The organism is Tenacibaculum sp. AHE14PA, assembly GCF_019278465.1.
GTDB lineage: Bacteria > Bacteroidota > Bacteroidia > Flavobacteriales > Flavobacteriaceae > Polaribacter > Polaribacter bernardetii.
Genome location: NZ_CP058983.1, coordinates 2,529,782 through 2,546,388 on the forward strand (window position 1 = coordinate 2,529,782; position 16,607 = coordinate 2,546,388).

General features: G+C 31.5%; 13 protein-coding genes. 8 read left to right on the forward strand and 5 right to left on the reverse strand.

The features are described from left to right. The first annotated feature begins 1 nt into the window (after position 1). From fabF to pyk, 4 genes are all read left to right on the forward strand, one after another. The gene (gene fabF / locus H0I30_RS11685; protein ID WP_218772036.1) at positions 2–1,252 is read left to right on the forward strand and encodes a beta-ketoacyl-ACP synthase II; all 1,251 of its coding nucleotides are present in this window, start codon (positions 2–4) and stop codon (positions 1,250–1,252) included. Between the two features lie 6 nt (positions 1,253–1,258). Beyond that, positions 1,259–1,996 (forward strand): ribonuclease III, encoded by a 738-nt coding sequence (gene rnc, locus H0I30_RS11690; protein WP_218772037.1) that lies wholly within the window; start codon positions 1,259–1,261, stop codon positions 1,994–1,996. Positions 1,997–2,080: 84 nt separating this feature from the next. After that, positions 2,081–2,551: an IPExxxVDY family protein gene (locus tag H0I30_RS11695; RefSeq protein WP_218772038.1), complete on the forward strand. Its 471-nt coding sequence runs from the start codon at positions 2,081–2,083 to the stop codon at positions 2,549–2,551. A gap of 3 nt (positions 2,552–2,554) precedes the next feature. Next, positions 2,555–3,982, forward strand: coding sequence for a pyruvate kinase (gene pyk / locus H0I30_RS11700; RefSeq protein ID WP_218772039.1), 1,428 nt, complete (start codon positions 2,555–2,557; stop codon positions 3,980–3,982). A gap of 58 nt (positions 3,983–4,040) precedes the next feature. Here pyk and H0I30_RS11705 read toward each other — a convergent pair whose 3' ends face one another. Next, positions 4,041–6,341: a M20/M25/M40 family metallo-hydrolase gene (locus H0I30_RS11705; RefSeq protein WP_218772040.1), complete on the reverse strand. Its 2,301-nt coding sequence runs from the start codon at positions 6,339–6,341 to the stop codon at positions 4,041–4,043. Positions 6,342–6,446: 105 nt separating this feature from the next. On the opposite strand from H0I30_RS11705, the gene H0I30_RS11710 reads away from it, so the two are divergent. After that, complete coding sequence (locus tag H0I30_RS11710; RefSeq protein ID WP_218772041.1) at positions 6,447–6,917, forward strand: CBS domain-containing protein; 471 nt, start codon at positions 6,447–6,449, stop codon at positions 6,915–6,917. On the opposite strand, the gene H0I30_RS11715 is transcribed toward H0I30_RS11710, so the two are convergent. Both H0I30_RS11715 and H0I30_RS11720 read right to left on the reverse strand, forming a co-directional pair. Further along, on the reverse strand, positions 6,914–7,264 hold the full coding sequence (locus H0I30_RS11715) for a hypothetical protein (protein ID WP_218772042.1): 351 nt from the start codon (positions 7,262–7,264) through the stop codon (positions 6,914–6,916). The two genes, H0I30_RS11710 and H0I30_RS11715, sit on opposite strands and share 4 nt — an antisense overlap. Continuing rightward, positions 7,254–7,796 carry a GNAT family N-acetyltransferase gene (locus H0I30_RS11720; protein WP_218772043.1) on the reverse strand — a complete coding sequence of 181 codons (543 nt, stop codon included), beginning with the start codon at positions 7,794–7,796 and terminating at the stop codon, positions 7,254–7,256. The genes H0I30_RS11715 and H0I30_RS11720 overlap by 11 nt, the downstream gene beginning before the upstream one ends. Positions 7,797–7,957: 161 nt before the next feature. Here H0I30_RS11720 and H0I30_RS11725 point away from each other — a divergent pair, with 161 nt between their 5' ends. The 3 genes from H0I30_RS11725 to H0I30_RS11735 all read left to right on the forward strand — a co-directional run bounded on the left by H0I30_RS11725 (position 7,958) and on the right by H0I30_RS11735 (position 12,128). After that, positions 7,958–8,293, forward strand: a complete 336-nt coding sequence (locus H0I30_RS11725) for a single-stranded DNA-binding protein (RefSeq protein ID WP_218772044.1) — start codon at positions 7,958–7,960, stop codon at positions 8,291–8,293. Positions 8,294–8,418: 125 nt separating this feature from the next. Next, positions 8,419–9,216: an energy transducer TonB gene (locus tag H0I30_RS11730; RefSeq protein WP_218772045.1), complete on the forward strand. Its 798-nt coding sequence runs from the start codon at positions 8,419–8,421 to the stop codon at positions 9,214–9,216. 29 nt (positions 9,217–9,245) lie between these two features. Beyond that, entirely contained in the window at positions 9,246–12,128 is a 2,883-nt protein-coding gene (locus H0I30_RS11735) for a TonB-dependent receptor plug domain-containing protein (protein ID WP_218772046.1), read from the forward strand. A gap of 116 nt (positions 12,129–12,244) precedes the next feature. On the opposite strand, the gene H0I30_RS11740 is transcribed toward H0I30_RS11735, so the two are convergent. Next, positions 12,245–14,377 carry a Tex family protein gene (locus H0I30_RS11740; RefSeq protein WP_218772047.1) on the reverse strand — a complete coding sequence of 711 codons (2,133 nt, stop codon included), beginning with the start codon at positions 14,375–14,377 and terminating at the stop codon, positions 12,245–12,247. Between the two features lie 75 nt (positions 14,378–14,452). Next, positions 14,453–16,588: a methionine--tRNA ligase gene (gene metG, locus H0I30_RS11745; RefSeq protein WP_218772048.1), complete on the reverse strand. Its 2,136-nt coding sequence runs from the start codon at positions 16,586–16,588 to the stop codon at positions 14,453–14,455. Positions 16,589–16,607: the final 19 nt, after the last annotated feature.

The following is a 16,607-nucleotide window of genomic DNA, read 5'->3' on the forward strand; positions in this document are numbered from 1 at the left end:
TATGCAATTAAAACGAGTTGTAGTAACTGGACTTGGCGCATTAACGCCAATAGGAAACAATATAGAAGAGTATTGGGATAGCTTGCTTAACGGAGTTAGCGGAGCTGCGCCTATAACGTATTTCGATGCTGCCAAGTTCAAAACTCGTTTTGCATGTGAGTTAAAAAACTTTAACGCGACAGATTTCATCAACAGAAAAGATGCGCGTAAAATGGATAGGTTTACGCAATATGCTATGGTAGCTTCTGATGAAGCAATAGTAGATTCGAAACTAAACCTAGACGAAATTAACAAGTTTAGAGTAGGAGTAATTTGGGGAGCTGGTATTGGAGGTTTAGAAACTTTTCAAAACGAAGCTATGGAGTTTGGTGCTGGAGACGGTACACCAAGATTTAACCCATTTTTTATTCCTAAAATGATTGCTGATATCGCACCAGGTCATATTTCTATTAAAAATGGATTTATGGGACCTAATTATACAACGGTATCTGCATGTGCATCATCAGCAAACGCGATGATCGATGCATTAAATTACATAAGACTCGGACACTGTGATGTTATTGTAACAGGTGGTAGTGAAGCTGCTATTACATATGCAGGTGTTGGAGGTTTTAATGCAATGCACGCACTTTCTACAAATAATGAAAACTATAAATCAGCCTCAAAACCTTTTGATGGCGAACGTGATGGTTTTGTTTTAGGAGAAGGAGCAGGAGCGCTTGTGTTAGAAGAATACGAACATGCTAAGGCACGTGGAGCAAAAATTTATGCAGAAGTTATTGGTGGAGGAATGTCATCTGACGCTTACCATATGACAGCACCACATCCTGATGGAATTGGTGTAATAGCTGTAATGAAAAATTGTCTTGAAAATGCAGGTTTAAAGCCAGAAGATGTAGACCATATTAATACACATGGTACTTCTACACCTTTAGGTGATGTTGCAGAATTAAAAGCGATATCTGAAGTTTTTGGTGAACACGCTAAAAACATCAATATTAATTCAACAAAATCTATGACAGGGCACTTACTTGGTGCTGCTGGAGCGGTAGAGTCGATTGCTTCTATATTAGCGATGGAACACGGAGTTATCCCTCCAACAATTAATCATGTAAATGTTGATGAAAATATCAATTCTGAGTTAAACTTAACGTTAAACAAACCTCAAAAGAGAGAGGTTAAAGTAGCAATGAGTAACACGTTTGGTTTTGGTGGTCATAATGCTTGTGTAGTATTTAGAAAATTAGATTAATTTCTTATGAATTTTCTTCGTAGAATAGTTAAGCCACAAAATAAAGAGGATGAAAATTTTTACTACGAATTAAAAGAGCTGCTCAATTTTAAACCTATAACACTTTCACATTATAAGAAAGCGTTTACCCATAGGTCATTAAAATTAATAGATGAAAAAGGACACCCCATTAATTACGAACGATTAGAGTTTTTAGGAGATGCTATTTTAGGGTCAGTAATGGCGTCTTATCTGTATAAAAAAGTTCCTGAAGGAGATGAAGGATATTTAACTCAAATGCGATCTAAAGTTGTAAGTAGGGCACATTTAAATACTTTAGGTAAAGATTTAGAATTACTTCGTTTTGTAAAAAGTAACATTCCACCAGCTAATATTAGTAATAATATTTACGGTAATATATTTGAGGCACTAATTGGTGCTATTTATTTAGATAGAGGTTATAATTATTGTAATCAATTTATTTACGATCAAGTAGTATTGCCTTATGTAGATATTGAAAGGTTAGAGGGAAAAATATCTAGTTATAAAGGATTTGTTATAGAATGGTGCCAAAAGAATAAGAAAAAGTATAAATTCGAATCATACGAAGATTCCGGAAACCAAAGTAAGAGACACTTTAGTGTGCGCGTTAGTATTGATGGAAACATTATAGGTAAAGGAAGAGCTACCTCTAAAAAGAAAGCCGAAGAAATTGCTGCAAAAAGAGTATATTTTGCAATGCAAAGTCAAATGGAAAATTCTTAACATTAGCACGAAAACGTTTTCATAAATTTCACATTATATTTTAGATACATTCAGTAATTTAGCCAAAAGCAAATAGTTGTTTTTATGGCTACTTATACATTGAATATTAACGAGTTTTGTGCAAGTGATTATGCATTAATAGGTATTCATACGGTACTTAATGAGTATAAACTAGCGTATTTACTAAATAAGTATTTACATACCAGCTTTAGTAAAGCGAGTTATGATTTAGATTTCACAAAAAAAAATACGCAATCTTTTTACTCGGTATATGAATATACAAATACAGAGTTAGATAACGATTGGTTTTTAATAGCCAATGTTTATAAGTTAACCCAAAAAACAGTAACAGCAGGTTTTTTCTCTGAGAGCGACTCAATAACACATCTTGTTCCTGAGAAAAAAAAAGTTGATTTCTTTTTAAAAATAGAAGGAGATTTTGATTTAGAATACATTGTGAAAACAATTGATATGATAAATAAAATACCTCAAATTATTACTTCTTATAAAATAGAAGTAGAATCCCTAAAGTCGAAAGATTTTTTAATATTTTAAATTATGCCACATAACAAAAAAACAAAAATTGTAGCAACCCTAGGACCTGCAACAAATACAAAAGAAATTTTAGCTGAAATGGCAGCTTCTGGAGTAAATGTTTTTAGAGTTAATTTTTCTCATGCCGATTATGAAGATGTAAAACAACGTATTCGTCAAATACGAGAAATTAATGAAGAGCAAGGTTATAATGTAGCTATTTTAGCAGATTTACAAGGACCTAAGCTTAGAGTTGGAGTAATGAATGACGGAGTAGAATTAAAAGCAGGAGATACTTTTACTTTTACGACAGAAGAATGTAAAGGAACCAAAGAAAAAGCTTTTATGACCTATCAGCGTTTTCCGAAAGACGTAAAAGCAGGTGAACAAATTTTAGTTGATGACGGTAAATTATTATTCGAAGTAGTTTCTACAGATAAGAGAACAGAAGTTGTTACCAAGGTTATTGTAGGTGGTGCTTTAAAATCTAAAAAAGGAGTTAATTTACCAAACACCAATATATCATTACCAGCATTAACAGAAAAAGATAAAAAAGATGCTGTTTTTGCTTTAGAGCAAGAAGTAGATTGGATTGCATTATCATTTGTTAGAAACCCAGAGGATTTAAGAATGTTACGCGATTTAATTAAGCAAAAATCAAGATACAGAGTTCCGGTAATTGCAAAAATTGAAAAACCAGAAGCTGTTGAAAATATTGATGCTTTAATTCCGTATTGTGATGGATTAATGGTGGCTCGTGGAGATTTAGGCGTAGAAGTACCAATGCAAGACGTTCCGTTGATTCAGAAAATGTTGGTAAGAAGAGCAAAGCAAGCAAGAATTCCTGTAATCATTGCAACGCAAATGATGGAAACAATGATTGAAAATGCGGTGCCAACAAGAGCAGAGGTAAATGATGTTGCAAATTCAATTATGGATGGAGCAGATGCAGTAATGCTTTCTGGAGAAACATCTGTAGGAAAACACCCAATACGTGTTATTAAAAAGATGACAGAAATTATTGGTAGTGTTGAATTTTCTGATTTAATTAAAGTGCCACAAGAAGCACCACATATTCGTACGAACAGATTTATTACAAAATCGGTTTGTCATCATGCAGCTTTAATGGCTGATGATATTAATGCAGCTGCAATTACTACCTTAACAAATAGTGGATATACTGCTTTTCAGGTTTCAGCCTGGAGGCCAAAATCGCACGTACTAGCCTTTTCTTCAGAAAAAAGAATATTAGGTAAGTTAAATCTATTATGGGGTGTTAGAGCTTATTATTACGACCGTGAATTAAGTACTGATGATACTCTAGAAGATATTAATGAAATATGTAAAGAAAAAGGGTTTGTTAAAACTGGTGACTTTATGATTAATTTATCATCTATGCCTGTAAAAGCAAAAGGAATGGTAAACACATTACGTGTTTCTCACATAGATTAATAAACTATAAAAACCACAAAAAAGCGCTTAACTAATTTTAGTTAAGCGCTTTTTTGTTTTAAAACGTTAATTTTTTAGAAACAATAATAGCATCATTTATTATAAATGGCATTGGCATCATAATTTCACTTCGCGGTTTTAAATTCATTTTCTTATTAGATAACAAATCGTATGATATTTCATTTAATGTAATGTTAGGTTTTACGTTTTTATCAATTGTAAAAGACATCGTAATATTTTTATCTGAATTTGCCATTTGATAAATTAAAAGCGTCCCTTCATCAGCAATAAACTCTTTTCCATTATCATAAAAAGCACCATTTACTTCTAGGTTTTTTATAGGAATAGTCTCATTGTTGTTAAACTCGTATCTATTTATTTTTCTAGTAGGTGTTATCGTAAAACTTAATTTTCTTTCATTATCAATAACAACATCTTCGTTTATGGTTATAATAGAAGTGCTAAATTTTTTGTTTGCTGTTTTTTTATGAAAACTAAAGTTCGTATTGTATTTGCTTTTTCCTTTTATAGAAGGTAGGTTTCCTTCTGTAAAATCATCTTTAAAAACTTGTTTTATAAAACCATCTAAGGTTTTGTTGTAGGTTGCCCAATAAGAAGTATCGGTATCAGAGTTTTGTATAAAAACAATGCTGTTGGGTTTTTTATTATCAATTGAAAACCCGCTATTAAAAGTTGCTAATCCGAAGAGAAAAATAGTTGCTAATCCTGTAATTTTTTGCCAGTTGTTTTTCTTTTTTTGTTGATGAAAAACAGGTAAAATAAATCCGAATATTAGTACCAATAAAAAAGCAGATACAAATAGTATTTTTAAACCTAATGCAACAGGAAATAATTGTAACATAGGTGCAATTATATATATTGTAGGTATTGCTATAATGGCAAATAAGGTAGCACTTGTTCTAGTATTAATGTTCAGGAAAATTAAAATAGCTAGCATTAATAAAGAAGCATAAATAGGAATGATAAAAAATCCTGCACCTGGTAAATATTGTGTTATTAAATAATTTAAAACAAGCCCCATAAAAATCGGAGCGATAAATAAATCGGTAGTTTTAGCTTCTTTACAGGTGTTATATATTTTAAACAAAATCCAACTATTTAAACATACAAATGCCATTATATATTGATATCCATTATAGGTAAAACCATGTAGCATATCGGCATATTGGGGATGTATCATTAAAATTAATAACCATAATCCATATGATAAACCAATGCAAATAATTAGCGCTATTGTATAGGGAATAAAACCTTTTAATAATCCGTTAATAGTTATTTTTTCTCTTTTTAATCCGAAGAAAATTAAAGCTATAAAAATTAATAAAGCGATTATAAACATGGGTAAAACCCAAGAAAACGGATACGTTAAAAGCTTTGTAAAAGGAAAATTTACATATATATAATCTTCATCACTATTGGTATTTGTTAAATCAGAATTCGAAAAATAATTTAACGATGTTGTAAAGTATTCTGCTTGATGCTGTAGTGTTTCCCTATCGAGTCTTTCATAAGAATCTTGCGCTGTATGATAATCAAAGTGATCATCAATAAAGGCAAAATTAAAGCCGTTTATGTTTCCGTTTTCTCTAAAAACCGTTAAATCTGTATCGTTTGGCAATTTTTTATAGATGCTGTACATTAAAGAATTTGCAGCAGGATACTTAGGGTTAGAGTTTAAAAATTCGGTTAATATTGTTTTATTCTTACCGTTTGTTTCCATTAGCATATAACTAGCACCACCACTACCTCTGGCTTCAAAATTTAAAACCAATCCAATATTTTTTGCAAGAGGATGGTTTTCCACAAAAGCCTGAGCACCGAGTAATCCTAATTCTTCAGCATCAGAAAAAAGGATAATAATATCGTTTTTAGGTTGCTCTTTTTTAGCTAAAAAAGCACGAAGACCTTCTAAAATGGTTACAACGCCAGAACCAGCATCGCTAGCACCTAAGGAAGAATGCGGATTCGAATCGTAATGTGTTAAAAGCAACAATGATTTTCCGTTTTCGGTACCTTTAATTTTGGCAATAATATTTTGGGGAGTTGTACTTGCTCTCCATTTTTTATTAATTACTGTTTTTTGCTGAATTTCGGTTTCTAATCCTAATTTATGAAGTTCGTTTACAATATAATCTTGTACTACTTTATGTTCAGGAGAACCTGTATGGTGTGTTTTTTGAGAGATGTTTTTTAAATGATAAAGCGCATTAACTAATGAGAAATCAGTTGTTTTTAATTCTTCATCAGCAGCCATAACTGTAGGTGTTATATCGCTAAAACTCCAATAAACAGTTAAAAGAATAATTATTACTGCAATAAAATTGTTTGATGATTTCATAGTAGATTTTATGTGAGTATAAAAATAAGGAAAATTATCTTTTAAGTGGTTGAATAATTAACCGACTAAAAATCAGTATATTTAAAGTGTAAAAAAATAATATTTATGGCAATTAAAAATTTTCAAGGAAAACGAACAAATCAATCAGGAAATAAAACAGAACCATTTTTGGTTTCAGACTATATGACCAAAGATTTAATAACGTTTAAAGAAAATGAATCTATAGAGCAAGTTATTGATTTATTAATTAAAAATAAAATTTCTGGTGGTCCGGTAGTAAATGAAAATAATGAATTGATTGGTATTATCTCTGAAGGAGACTGTTTAAAACAAATATCAGATAGTAGGTATCATAATTTACCTATTGATAAAAATAATACAGTTGAAAAAGCAATGGTTAAAAAAGTAGAAACCATTGATGGTAATATGAACATATTTGATGCTGCAAATAAGTTCTTAGAATCTAAGAGAAGGCGTTTTCCTATTGTGGAAAACGGAAAATTAGTTGGGCAAATTAGCCAGAAGGATGTGTTAAAAGCAGCATTAAAAATTAAAGGAAATACTTGGGGAAGTTAATCTTGTTTTACCAATAAAAACAATTCACTTTCGAGTTCTAAATAACCTTGATCATAGACATAGTAATAAGTGTTGCCTGTTTTTGTGTGATAAATAGAGGTAATAAATTTAAAGTCGAAACCCTTATCAAACAACTTACGTCTGCTTACTTTTGTTTTACCAGAAATATTTAAATCTGTAAGAATTTTATAGTTTTTTCGTAAGCGATTATTGGTATTTCTAATAAGGTTTTTACTGTCTTTATTTACTTTGTTATTGTAAGAATTTCGGCAATAATCTGAGCAGAATTTTTTATCAACTCTCCCAATTACTTTTTCTTCGCACTCTAAACATTTTTTATTTTCCATAGTTAGCTTTTTTAAGTTCATACCAATTTACTTTTACTTCTTTGTAATTAAATTGATTTACAAACTGCAATCCGATTTTGTTTAAAATTTTATTCGACCCAATATTATTGGTGTCTGCGGCACCGTAAATAACATCATAATTCATTTTTTTAAATCCGAATTCTAAAGAAGCAAAAGCAGTTTCAGAGGCATATCCTTTACCCCAAAAACGCGGAATAAAACGATAACCGATATCCACAAAATCTTGATAACCGTTTAACGCTTCTTTTGTGCCTGTATTTAATTTTAAGCCAGACCAACCTATAAATTCTCCAGTTTCTTTTTCAATACAGGCAAATCGCCCGATACCTAACTCTTGATATTGCTGATGAATAAACTGAATATTCTCTTCAGCTTGTAGAATTGTATTTATGGGGTTTTTGCCTAAATATTCGTACACTTTTTCATTAGAATCTAACTCGAACATTCCGTTAGTATCTGTTTTTCGTATTTCTCTTAAAATTAATCGATCAGTTTCTAAATGAAATTCCATAAGTTAAGTGTTTGATAAACAAAGATATTAAATCTAATTAAACATTTACATTCATTTACAAACGAAAACAAATGATTACTAACCGTTTTTAATTAGCATGGTACTTCATCTTTGCAGTGTCAAAACGAATTGGCAAATAATAACCATTTAAAACTTATCTTATGAATACGTTAAGAAACAAAGTACAGTTAATAGGAAACTTAGGTAATGACCCAGAAATTATTACTTTAGAAAGCGGGAAAAAAGTAGCAAAACTATCAATAGCAACGAATGAAACTTATAAAAACGCTGCAGGAGAAAAAATTACCGATACACAATGGCATAATTTAGTTGCTTGGAATAAAACAGCAGATATTGTAGAAAAGTATTTAACCAAAGGAAGAGAAATAATGATTGAAGGTAAACTAACATCAAGGTCTTATGAAACTTCAGCAGGTGAAAAACGTTATATAACCGAAGTTGTGGTAAGCGAACTTTTAATGTTAGGTAATAAGTAGGTTTTTAAAAATAGACGCTTTTAGTAAGTCGATGATTAATAGTGTTTTATTTTATTTTTTATGAATTTATTTAAATGTAAATTTGCACCCCCTTTAATAAATGAATTAACATTACATATAAAAAAATGAAAAAACAATTTTCCCTTATAGTGTTTATGTTCACTATTTTAAACTTCTATGGCCAAAACGAGGTCTGTTTAACTCCAGATGAATCTTCTATAGATATGAACAGTATATCTGTAACAAAATGTTCTATTGAGCCTGTTAAAGATTCAAATAAAAATAAAAATAGGCAGATAAAAGTTAAAATATCAGCAAACAGACGATTTTTAAAGAAAAGAAAGGTTGTAAAAATAGCACAAATTGCAAAGCCAGTAAAATTACTAGAGAATGGAATAAAGGCTAATGTTCCTGTTGAGCCAACAGAAATAATAGAAGCTAAAAAAACAGCGGTAAATGTTTCTGAAAGTATCAATAAGAATAATGGTCAAAAAGCTATTTATACTCTGAAAAAAAGTATTAATAGCTTAAAAGAGAAGTTATCGAAGGAAGAGGTTATGAAAGCATCAAAACTTTATTACGTAGATAATATTCCTACATTTAAAGGGTGTTTAAATACTAAAAAAAGTGAGGAGTTAGATTGCTTTAATGCAGAGATGATTAAACATATTAACAAGTATTTTGTTTATCCTAGTGAGGCAATTAGAAGCCAAATACAAGGTGAGGTTTGGGTTCGTTTTATAATCGATAAAAACGGTTATGTAAGAAACGTAAAAGCTATTGGCCCAAATAATGGGGAGATATTAAACGAAGAAGCAAAGAGAGTTGTGTTTGAATTACCTAATTTCAAACCAGCCAAAAACAATGGAAAAACAGTATCTGTTAAATATGGTTTTCCTATAAACTTTTCATTAGAAGAATAATTTTTCAAAACTTTATAATAATTTAAAAAATGTTAAAAAAACAATTAATGATTATTGTTTTTACTTTGTGCATTGCAACAATGTATTCACAAGTAAAAATAAAAGGAATAGTATATGATGAGTATTTAGAGCCATTTTACGGTGCTGAAATTGTAGGAGGTAATAAAGGTACAACATCAGATGAAGAGGGTGTGTTTACAATTTTATTAGATGGTAAATTTCCTCAAACAATAAATGTTTCTGCTTTTGGTTATAGAACAGAGACTATTGTGGTTACATCAGAAAATAGTGTAAATGTAATTCTTAAAGAAAATCTTTTATTAGATCAAGTAGTTATATCTGCATCAAGAGTGCCAGAGAGAATTATAGAATCTCCGGTTACAATTGAACGATTAGGTTTAACAGATATAAAAAAGAGTAGTTCAAATTCTTTTTACGACGGATTAGCCAATTTAAAAGGAGTAGATGCTAGAGAAATTAGTTATGGATACAAATCTATAAACACTAGAGGTTTCGCAGATTTTGGTAACTCAAGATTTGTGCAATTAGTTGATGGTATGGATACGGCAGCACCTGCTTTAAACTTTAGTGCAGGTAACTTATCAGGTATTTCAGAGCTAGATATTAAGAGTGTAGAAGTATTACCAGGAGCATCTTCAGCATTATATGGTGCAAATGCTTATAATGGTATTATGCTAATGAATACTAAGAACCCTTTTGATTATTCAGGAATAAGTTTCTTGTTAAAAAGTGGTACTACTAGTCAGAAAGCAGCAGGTAATAACCCTTTTTATGACGCTACAGTTCGTATGGCATATAAGTTTAGTGATGCTTTTGCAGCTAAAGTAAATTTTTCATATTACGAGGCTGAAGAATGGCATGCTACGGATTCTAGAAATAAGAAGATTGATACTAATGAAATGATTGATGGACGTCTTGATACTCCAGTGGATTATGACGGGATTAATACTTATGGCGATGAAGATTTTGCTGATTTAGCAAGCTCGACTCCAATACTTGTTTTTTTAGGTTATTTACCAGCTTCATCATCAGATCCAGACTCAACGTTTAATTTCCCTACAGGAACTCATGTAAGTAGAAAAGGATATACAGAAAGAGAGCTACTAAGAGATTATAAATCTAAGAATTTGAAGTTTTCAACATCTTTACATTACCGTCCTTTTAAAGATGAATCATTAGAGGTTATTTTAGCAACGAGATTGGCTAAGGGAGATAATATGTTTCAAGGAATAACATCAAGATTTGCACAACGTAATTATTATATAGGCCAATCTAAGTTAGAAATAAAAGGAGATAACTTTTTTGTTAGAGGATATTACACTCGTAATGATGCAGGAGATACTTATGATTTAACAAGAACAGCTCAAGGATTAAATAGATTAGCAGATGCTAAAATACCAGTTTTAGCTGGTACAACAGGTTACATACCAACTTGGGGTGATAATTATGCGGTTAACTATATAGATGCTTTAGTTTCTAATTACTCAGGACTTATTGGACCTTCAGGTAATCCATTTAATGTGAGTGATGTGGACCAGAGTGTAAGGATATTAGCTAGAGCATCAGCAGATCAATATAGATTAAACCCAGGTACGCAAGAGTTTAATAATGGATTTAATTCAGTTACTTCAACATTGGTAACTGAAGGAGGAAGTAAGATTTATGACAGAAGTTCTTATTCGCATGTTGATGGTAATTACAACCTTAAAAGTTTATTGGATGATTGGGCTGACGTTCAGTTAGGAGGATCTTATAGAAATTACAATCCTGATTCTAAAGGAACTATTTTTAATGATGCCGTAGAAGAAATTAGTATTGAAGAGTATGGTTTTTACACGCAAATTCAAAAGAAATTTTTAGATGATAAATTAAAGTTCACAGGGTCTATTCGTTATGATAAGTCTGAAAATTTTAAAGCCAATTATTCACCAAGAGTTGCACTTAATTATGCATTAGGAGAAAGCAATGATCAAATTGTAAGAGCTTCTTTTCAGACGGGATTTAGAAACCCTACTATTCAAGAGCAATATATGTTCGCTCCTTCAGCAAGGAAAACTACTGTAGGTTCTGTTTATGACAATCTAAGAAGAATTGATGGAACTACAACAGCTGTAACGGGGGGTGATTTAATTAATAACGCATTGTTAACAAGATCAATTTATGACCAAGAGTTTATAACAAATAACCAGTTCTTAATTAAGTCAGAATACAATAGTATAGTGGCAGAAGAAGTTAAAACTTTTGAGCTAGGTTATAGAGGGCTTTTAAATGTTGCAGGGTCAAATTTATATTTAGATTTTAATACTTATTATAGTTTTCATAACGATTTTGTATTTTATCAAGATATTACTGTTCCTAATATTGGTGAAGTTATAGCAACAGGACAATTAGATGCTGATGCAAATAATGCAGTATTAATTGGTAATGTAAGTGAGTTTAATTTAATTACAAATGCTAAATCACAAGTGCACTCATATGGATTAGGTTTAGGTGTGCAAACAAAAATGTTTAAAAATTACAGTTTAGGTTTCAACTATAATTTCGCAAATTATGAAATGAAAGAGGATTTAGATTTTGGATCATTTGAGCCAAATTTTAATACACCTAAGCACACTGTAAAAGCTCAATTTGGAAATGAGAAGCTTTTTAAAAATTTTGGATTTAATGTAAATGCAAGATGGCAAGACGAATTTAGATGGGTTTCAACTTTTGTAAAAGGTCAAGTAGATGCAAGAACAGTTATAGATGCACAATTAAATTATAAAATACCATCAATGAAATCTAAATTTAAAATAGGTGGAACGAACTTGTTTGGTAAAGAATACTTTGTTGCTCCAGGAACTGGACAAATTGGTAAATTATATTATTTTTCATGGATAATTAATAACTAAGGTAACAAGAAAGTAATATTTTTATATAAATAAGCTCAGCGTTAATTTTAACGCTGAGCTTATTTTTTTATAATAAATTGAGGTGTTAAGGTTATTTAGAGAGATAAAACAGTTTTTTAAGAATGGCTATAACTCATAGAAAGCTGTATTCTTTTTCTTTGAACATCAACTTCTATCACTTTTACTTCTACATGTTGTTGCAAGCTTACATGCTCACTAACATCTTTAACAAATGTATTAGAAAGGTTAGAAACGTGTACTAAGCCACTTTCTTTAACGCCAATATCTACAAAACAACCAAAGTTAGTAATGTTGTTTACGATTCCCGGAAGTATCATTCCAGATCTTACATCATCGATGGTTTTAATATGTTCGTTAAAACTAAATGCTTTTGCTTTTTCCCGCGGATCTAGTCCGGGTTTTTCTAATTCTTTTACAATATCTTGTAACGTAGGTAAGCCGAAAGAGTCAGTAATATAGTGTTGTAGTTTTAATTGTTTTAAAGCAGTTGTATTGCCTATTAAATCTGCTAATTTACAACCAGTATCTTTTGCCATTTGTTTTATTAAAGTATAACGTTCTGGGTGTACGGCAGAATTATCTAGAGGATTATCGCTGTTTTTAATACGTAAAAATCCGGCAGATTGCTCAAATGCTTTTCCGCCTAAACGTGGCACTTTTTTAATGCCAATTCTATTTTTAAATGCGCCATTCTCGTTTCGATAATTCACAATGTTTTCTGCTAATTTCGGACCAATACCAGAAACATAACTTAACAACGAAGCACTTGCTGTATTTATATTAACACCTACTTTATTTACACAATGCTCTACAACGGTATCTAACGATTTATTTAATTTTGATTGTTCTACATCGTGTTGATACTGCCCAACTCCGATTGATTTTGCATCAATCTTTACCAATTCAGCTAAAGGATCTGCTAATCTTCTTCCGATAGAAATTGCTCCACGAACGGTAACATCATAATCAGGAAACTCATCTCTTGCAATTTCAGAGGCTGAATAAATAGAAGCTCCGGCTTCACTTATCACAAAAATATCAACATTGTTTTTAAACGGAATACTTTTTATTAATTGTTCAGTTTCTCTTGATGCGGTTCCGTTACCAATAGCAATTGCTTCTATTTGATGTTTATCAACTAGTGAATTAATTTTATTTTTAGCCTCTGTAGATTGATTTTGAGGTGCATGTGGGTAAATATTTTCGTTATGTAATAAATCACCTTGTTGGTTTAAGCAAACCACTTTACAACCCGATCTAAAACCAGGATCTATTGCTAAAATTCGTTTTTCACCTAAAGGAGAACCTAATAACAATTGTTGTAAATTTTTAGCGAATACGGTTATCGCGTTTTCATCCGCTTTATCCTTTGCAAGCGTCATTGCTTCGTTGGTTAAAGAAGGTAATAGTAATCGCTTATAAGCATCTGCAACTGCTAACTCAATTTGAGTAGCACAATCGTTTTGAGAGTTTATAATTCTATTTTCAATTTTCTGAAGCGTTCTTTCATTATCAATAGCGATTTTTACACGGATAAAGCCTTCTTTTTCGGCACGAAGAATGGCTAATAATCGGTGAGACGGAATGCGATTTAGATTTTCTTCCCACTCAAAATAATCTTTGAATTTCTGTGCTTTCTCTTCGGTTATTTTAGTTTTGATGATCTTTGTAGAAATGGAAGCATAACGTTCTAATTGATGACGGATATTGTTACGAATATCAGTACGTTCATTAATCCATTCAGCAATAATATGGCGAGCACCTTCTAAAACTTTGTCTTCCGAATCTACTGCATCATTTATATATTTCGAAGCGGTAAATTCTAAATCATTTACGCGCTGACTCATAATCATCTTAGCCAACGGTTCTAACCCGTTTTTACGTGCAGTTTCGGCTTTGGTTTTACGTTTCTTTTTATATGGGAGATAAATATCTTCTAACGCAGTAAGATCGCTAGTTTTTTCGATTTTAGCTTTTAACTCATTGGTTAAAACATCTTGTTCTTCCAGTGCTTTAAGAATTGTAGCTTTTCTTTTTTCTAAAGCTTCAAATTGTTCTTTTAACTGTACTATTTGTCCGATTTCAACTTCGTTTAAATTCTCAGTTTTTTCTTTTCGGTAACGCGCAATAAACGGAATGGTACAATCTTCATTTAACAATTCAATAGTACTTTGAATTGATTTTTGTGAAATAGTTGTATGAGAAATTATATAATTGAGGAGTTGCATAGCGTAATGTTTGAAAAATAAAAAAACCTCGCAATAATTTGCGAGGTTACGAATATACTAAAATGTTGTTTTTATCTAAGAAATAAATTCACCGTTCGTTACCTTTTCAGAAGGTTGTACAAAGGCTAATTTACCATCAGGAGTATCGGTCATTAAAATCATTCCTTGACTTTCTATACCTTTTAATTTACGTGGTGCTAAATTACAAACTACACTAACTTGTTGTCCAATAATATCGGCAGGTTTGAAGCTTTCGGCAATACCAGAAACGATGGTTCTTGTATCTAAGCCAACATCAACTGTAAGTTTTAAAAGCTTTTTAGTCTTGGCTACTTTTTCAGCTTCGATAATTGTACCAACACGAATGTCTATTTTTGTATAATCATCAAATTCAATGGTTTCTTTTTGAGGCTCTAAAACTCTGTTTTCAGCTTCGTTTGCTTTTTTGGTAGCTTCTAACTTATCTAATTGCGCCTGAATTTCAGTATCTTCAATTTTAGCGAATAATAATTCAGCTTTATTTATTTGATGATTATCAGCAATTAAAATATTTTTTTCAGAAATAGCTGACCAAGTTAATTCGTCATTGCGAGTCAAGTTTTTTCTGCTTGATGTGGCAATCTCATTATCAGAAGAGATAACTTCGTCGGAAAACTCCTCGTTATGACGAATATTTAAGATGTTTTTCAATTTAGCAGAAGTAAACGGTAAAAAAGGTTCTGATAAAACTGCTAATCCAGCAGCAATTTGTAAAGCTACATTCATAATCGTTTTAGTACGTTCTGCATCAACCTTAATCATTTTCCAAGGCTCTTCATCAGCTAAATATTTGTTACCTAAACGCGCTAAATTCATTAATTCTTGAGATGCTTCTCTAAAACGATAACGCTCAATAGATTTTGCAATTACATTCGGAAATTCTTTTAAGCTCGCTAAAGTATCTTCATCAACTTCAGAAAATTCTCCTGCAGCAGGAACTTGCCCGTTGTAATATTTATTCGTTAAAACAACTACACGGTTTATAAAGTTACCGAAGATAGCTACTAATTCGTTATTATTTTTTGCTTGAAAATCTTTCCAAGTAAAATCGTTGTCTTTGCTTTCTGGAGCATTTGCCGTTAAAGTATAACGTAAAACATCTTGCTGATTCGGAAAATCTTCTAAATATTCGTGTAACCAAACCGCCCAGTTTTTAGACGTTGATAATTTATTTCCTTCTAAATTTAAAAACTCGTTTGCTGGCACATTTTCTGGTAAAATAAAATCGCCATGTGCTTTTAACATCGATGGAAAAATTAAACAGTGAAATACAATATTATCTTTACCAATAAAGTGTACTAATTTCGTGTCGTCTTTTTTCCAATAATCCTCCCAGTTTTTGCCTTCGCGAGCTGCCCATTCTTTGGTGGCAGAAATATATCCGATAGGCGCATCAAACCAAACATATAGTACTTTTCCGTCTGCTCCTTCAATAGGCACCGGAATTCCCCAATCTAAATCGCGTGTTACAGCTCTTGGGCGTAATCCGTCATCAATCCAAGATTTACATTGTCCTAAAACATTAGGTTTCCAATCATGTTTATGACCTTCAACGATCCATTTACGTAAAAAATCTTCGTGTTTATCTAAAGGTAAAAACCAGTGTTTTGTTTCTTTTAAAGAAGGAACATTTCCTGTAATTGCCGATTTAGGGTTGATTAAATCAGTGGCATTATGACTTGTACCACATTTTTCACATTGATCACCGTAGCTTTCTTCGTTTCCGCATTTCGGACACGTACCAACAACAAAACGATCTGCTAAATATTGGTTCGCTTCGGCATCGTATAACTGCTCTGTAACTTCTTCGATAAACTCACCATCATTGTACATCTTTATAAAAAAATCAGAGGCTGTTTTATGATGAATTTCAGATGATGTACGAGAATAGTTGTCAAATGAAATTCCGAAATCAACAAAAGATTTTTTGATGATTCCGTGGTATTTATCAATAATATTTTGCGGAGTAACACCTTCTTTTTTTGCACGCATCGGTATCGCTACACCGTGTTCATCAGAACCACAAATGTAAATTACATCTTTACCTTTTTGACGTAAAAAACGTGTATAAATATCTCCAGGAACATACACACCTGCTAAATGACCAATATGAATTGGTCCGTTTGTATAAGGTAATGCTGCTGTAATTGTATATCTTTTTGGTGTACTCATTTTCTTCTGCTAAAATTAA

Excerpts from the sequence above, each read along its gene's own strand:
- H0I30_RS11705 (WP_218772040.1), bottom strand. The coding sequence starts at position 6,341 with ATGAAATCATCAAACAATTTTATTGCAGTAATAATTATTCTTTTAACT.
- H0I30_RS11735 (WP_218772046.1), top strand. The coding sequence starts at position 9,246 with ATGTTAAAAAAACAATTAATGATTATTGTTTTTACTTTGTGCATTGCA.
- H0I30_RS11715 (WP_218772042.1), bottom strand. The coding sequence starts at position 7,264 with ATGGAAAATAAAAAATGTTTAGAGTGCGAAGAAAAAGTAATTGGGAGA.
- metG (WP_218772048.1), bottom strand. The coding sequence starts at position 16,588 with ATGAGTACACCAAAAAGATATACAATTACAGCAGCATTACCTTATACA.
- H0I30_RS11740 (WP_218772047.1), bottom strand. The coding sequence starts at position 14,377 with ATGCAACTCCTCAATTATATAATTTCTCATACAACTATTTCACAAAAA.
- fabF (WP_218772036.1), top strand. The coding sequence starts at position 2 with ATGCAATTAAAACGAGTTGTAGTAACTGGACTTGGCGCATTAACGCCA.
- H0I30_RS11695 (WP_218772038.1), top strand. The coding sequence starts at position 2,081 with ATGGCTACTTATACATTGAATATTAACGAGTTTTGTGCAAGTGATTAT.
- H0I30_RS11730 (WP_218772045.1), top strand. The coding sequence starts at position 8,419 with ATGAAAAAACAATTTTCCCTTATAGTGTTTATGTTCACTATTTTAAAC.
- H0I30_RS11720 (WP_218772043.1), bottom strand. The coding sequence starts at position 7,796 with ATGGAATTTCATTTAGAAACTGATCGATTAATTTTAAGAGAAATACGA.
- pyk (WP_218772039.1), top strand. The coding sequence starts at position 2,555 with ATGCCACATAACAAAAAAACAAAAATTGTAGCAACCCTAGGACCTGCA.
- rnc (WP_218772037.1), top strand. The coding sequence starts at position 1,259 with ATGAATTTTCTTCGTAGAATAGTTAAGCCACAAAATAAAGAGGATGAA.
- H0I30_RS11710 (WP_218772041.1), top strand. The coding sequence starts at position 6,447 with ATGGCAATTAAAAATTTTCAAGGAAAACGAACAAATCAATCAGGAAAT.
- H0I30_RS11725 (WP_218772044.1), top strand. The coding sequence starts at position 7,958 with ATGAATACGTTAAGAAACAAAGTACAGTTAATAGGAAACTTAGGTAAT.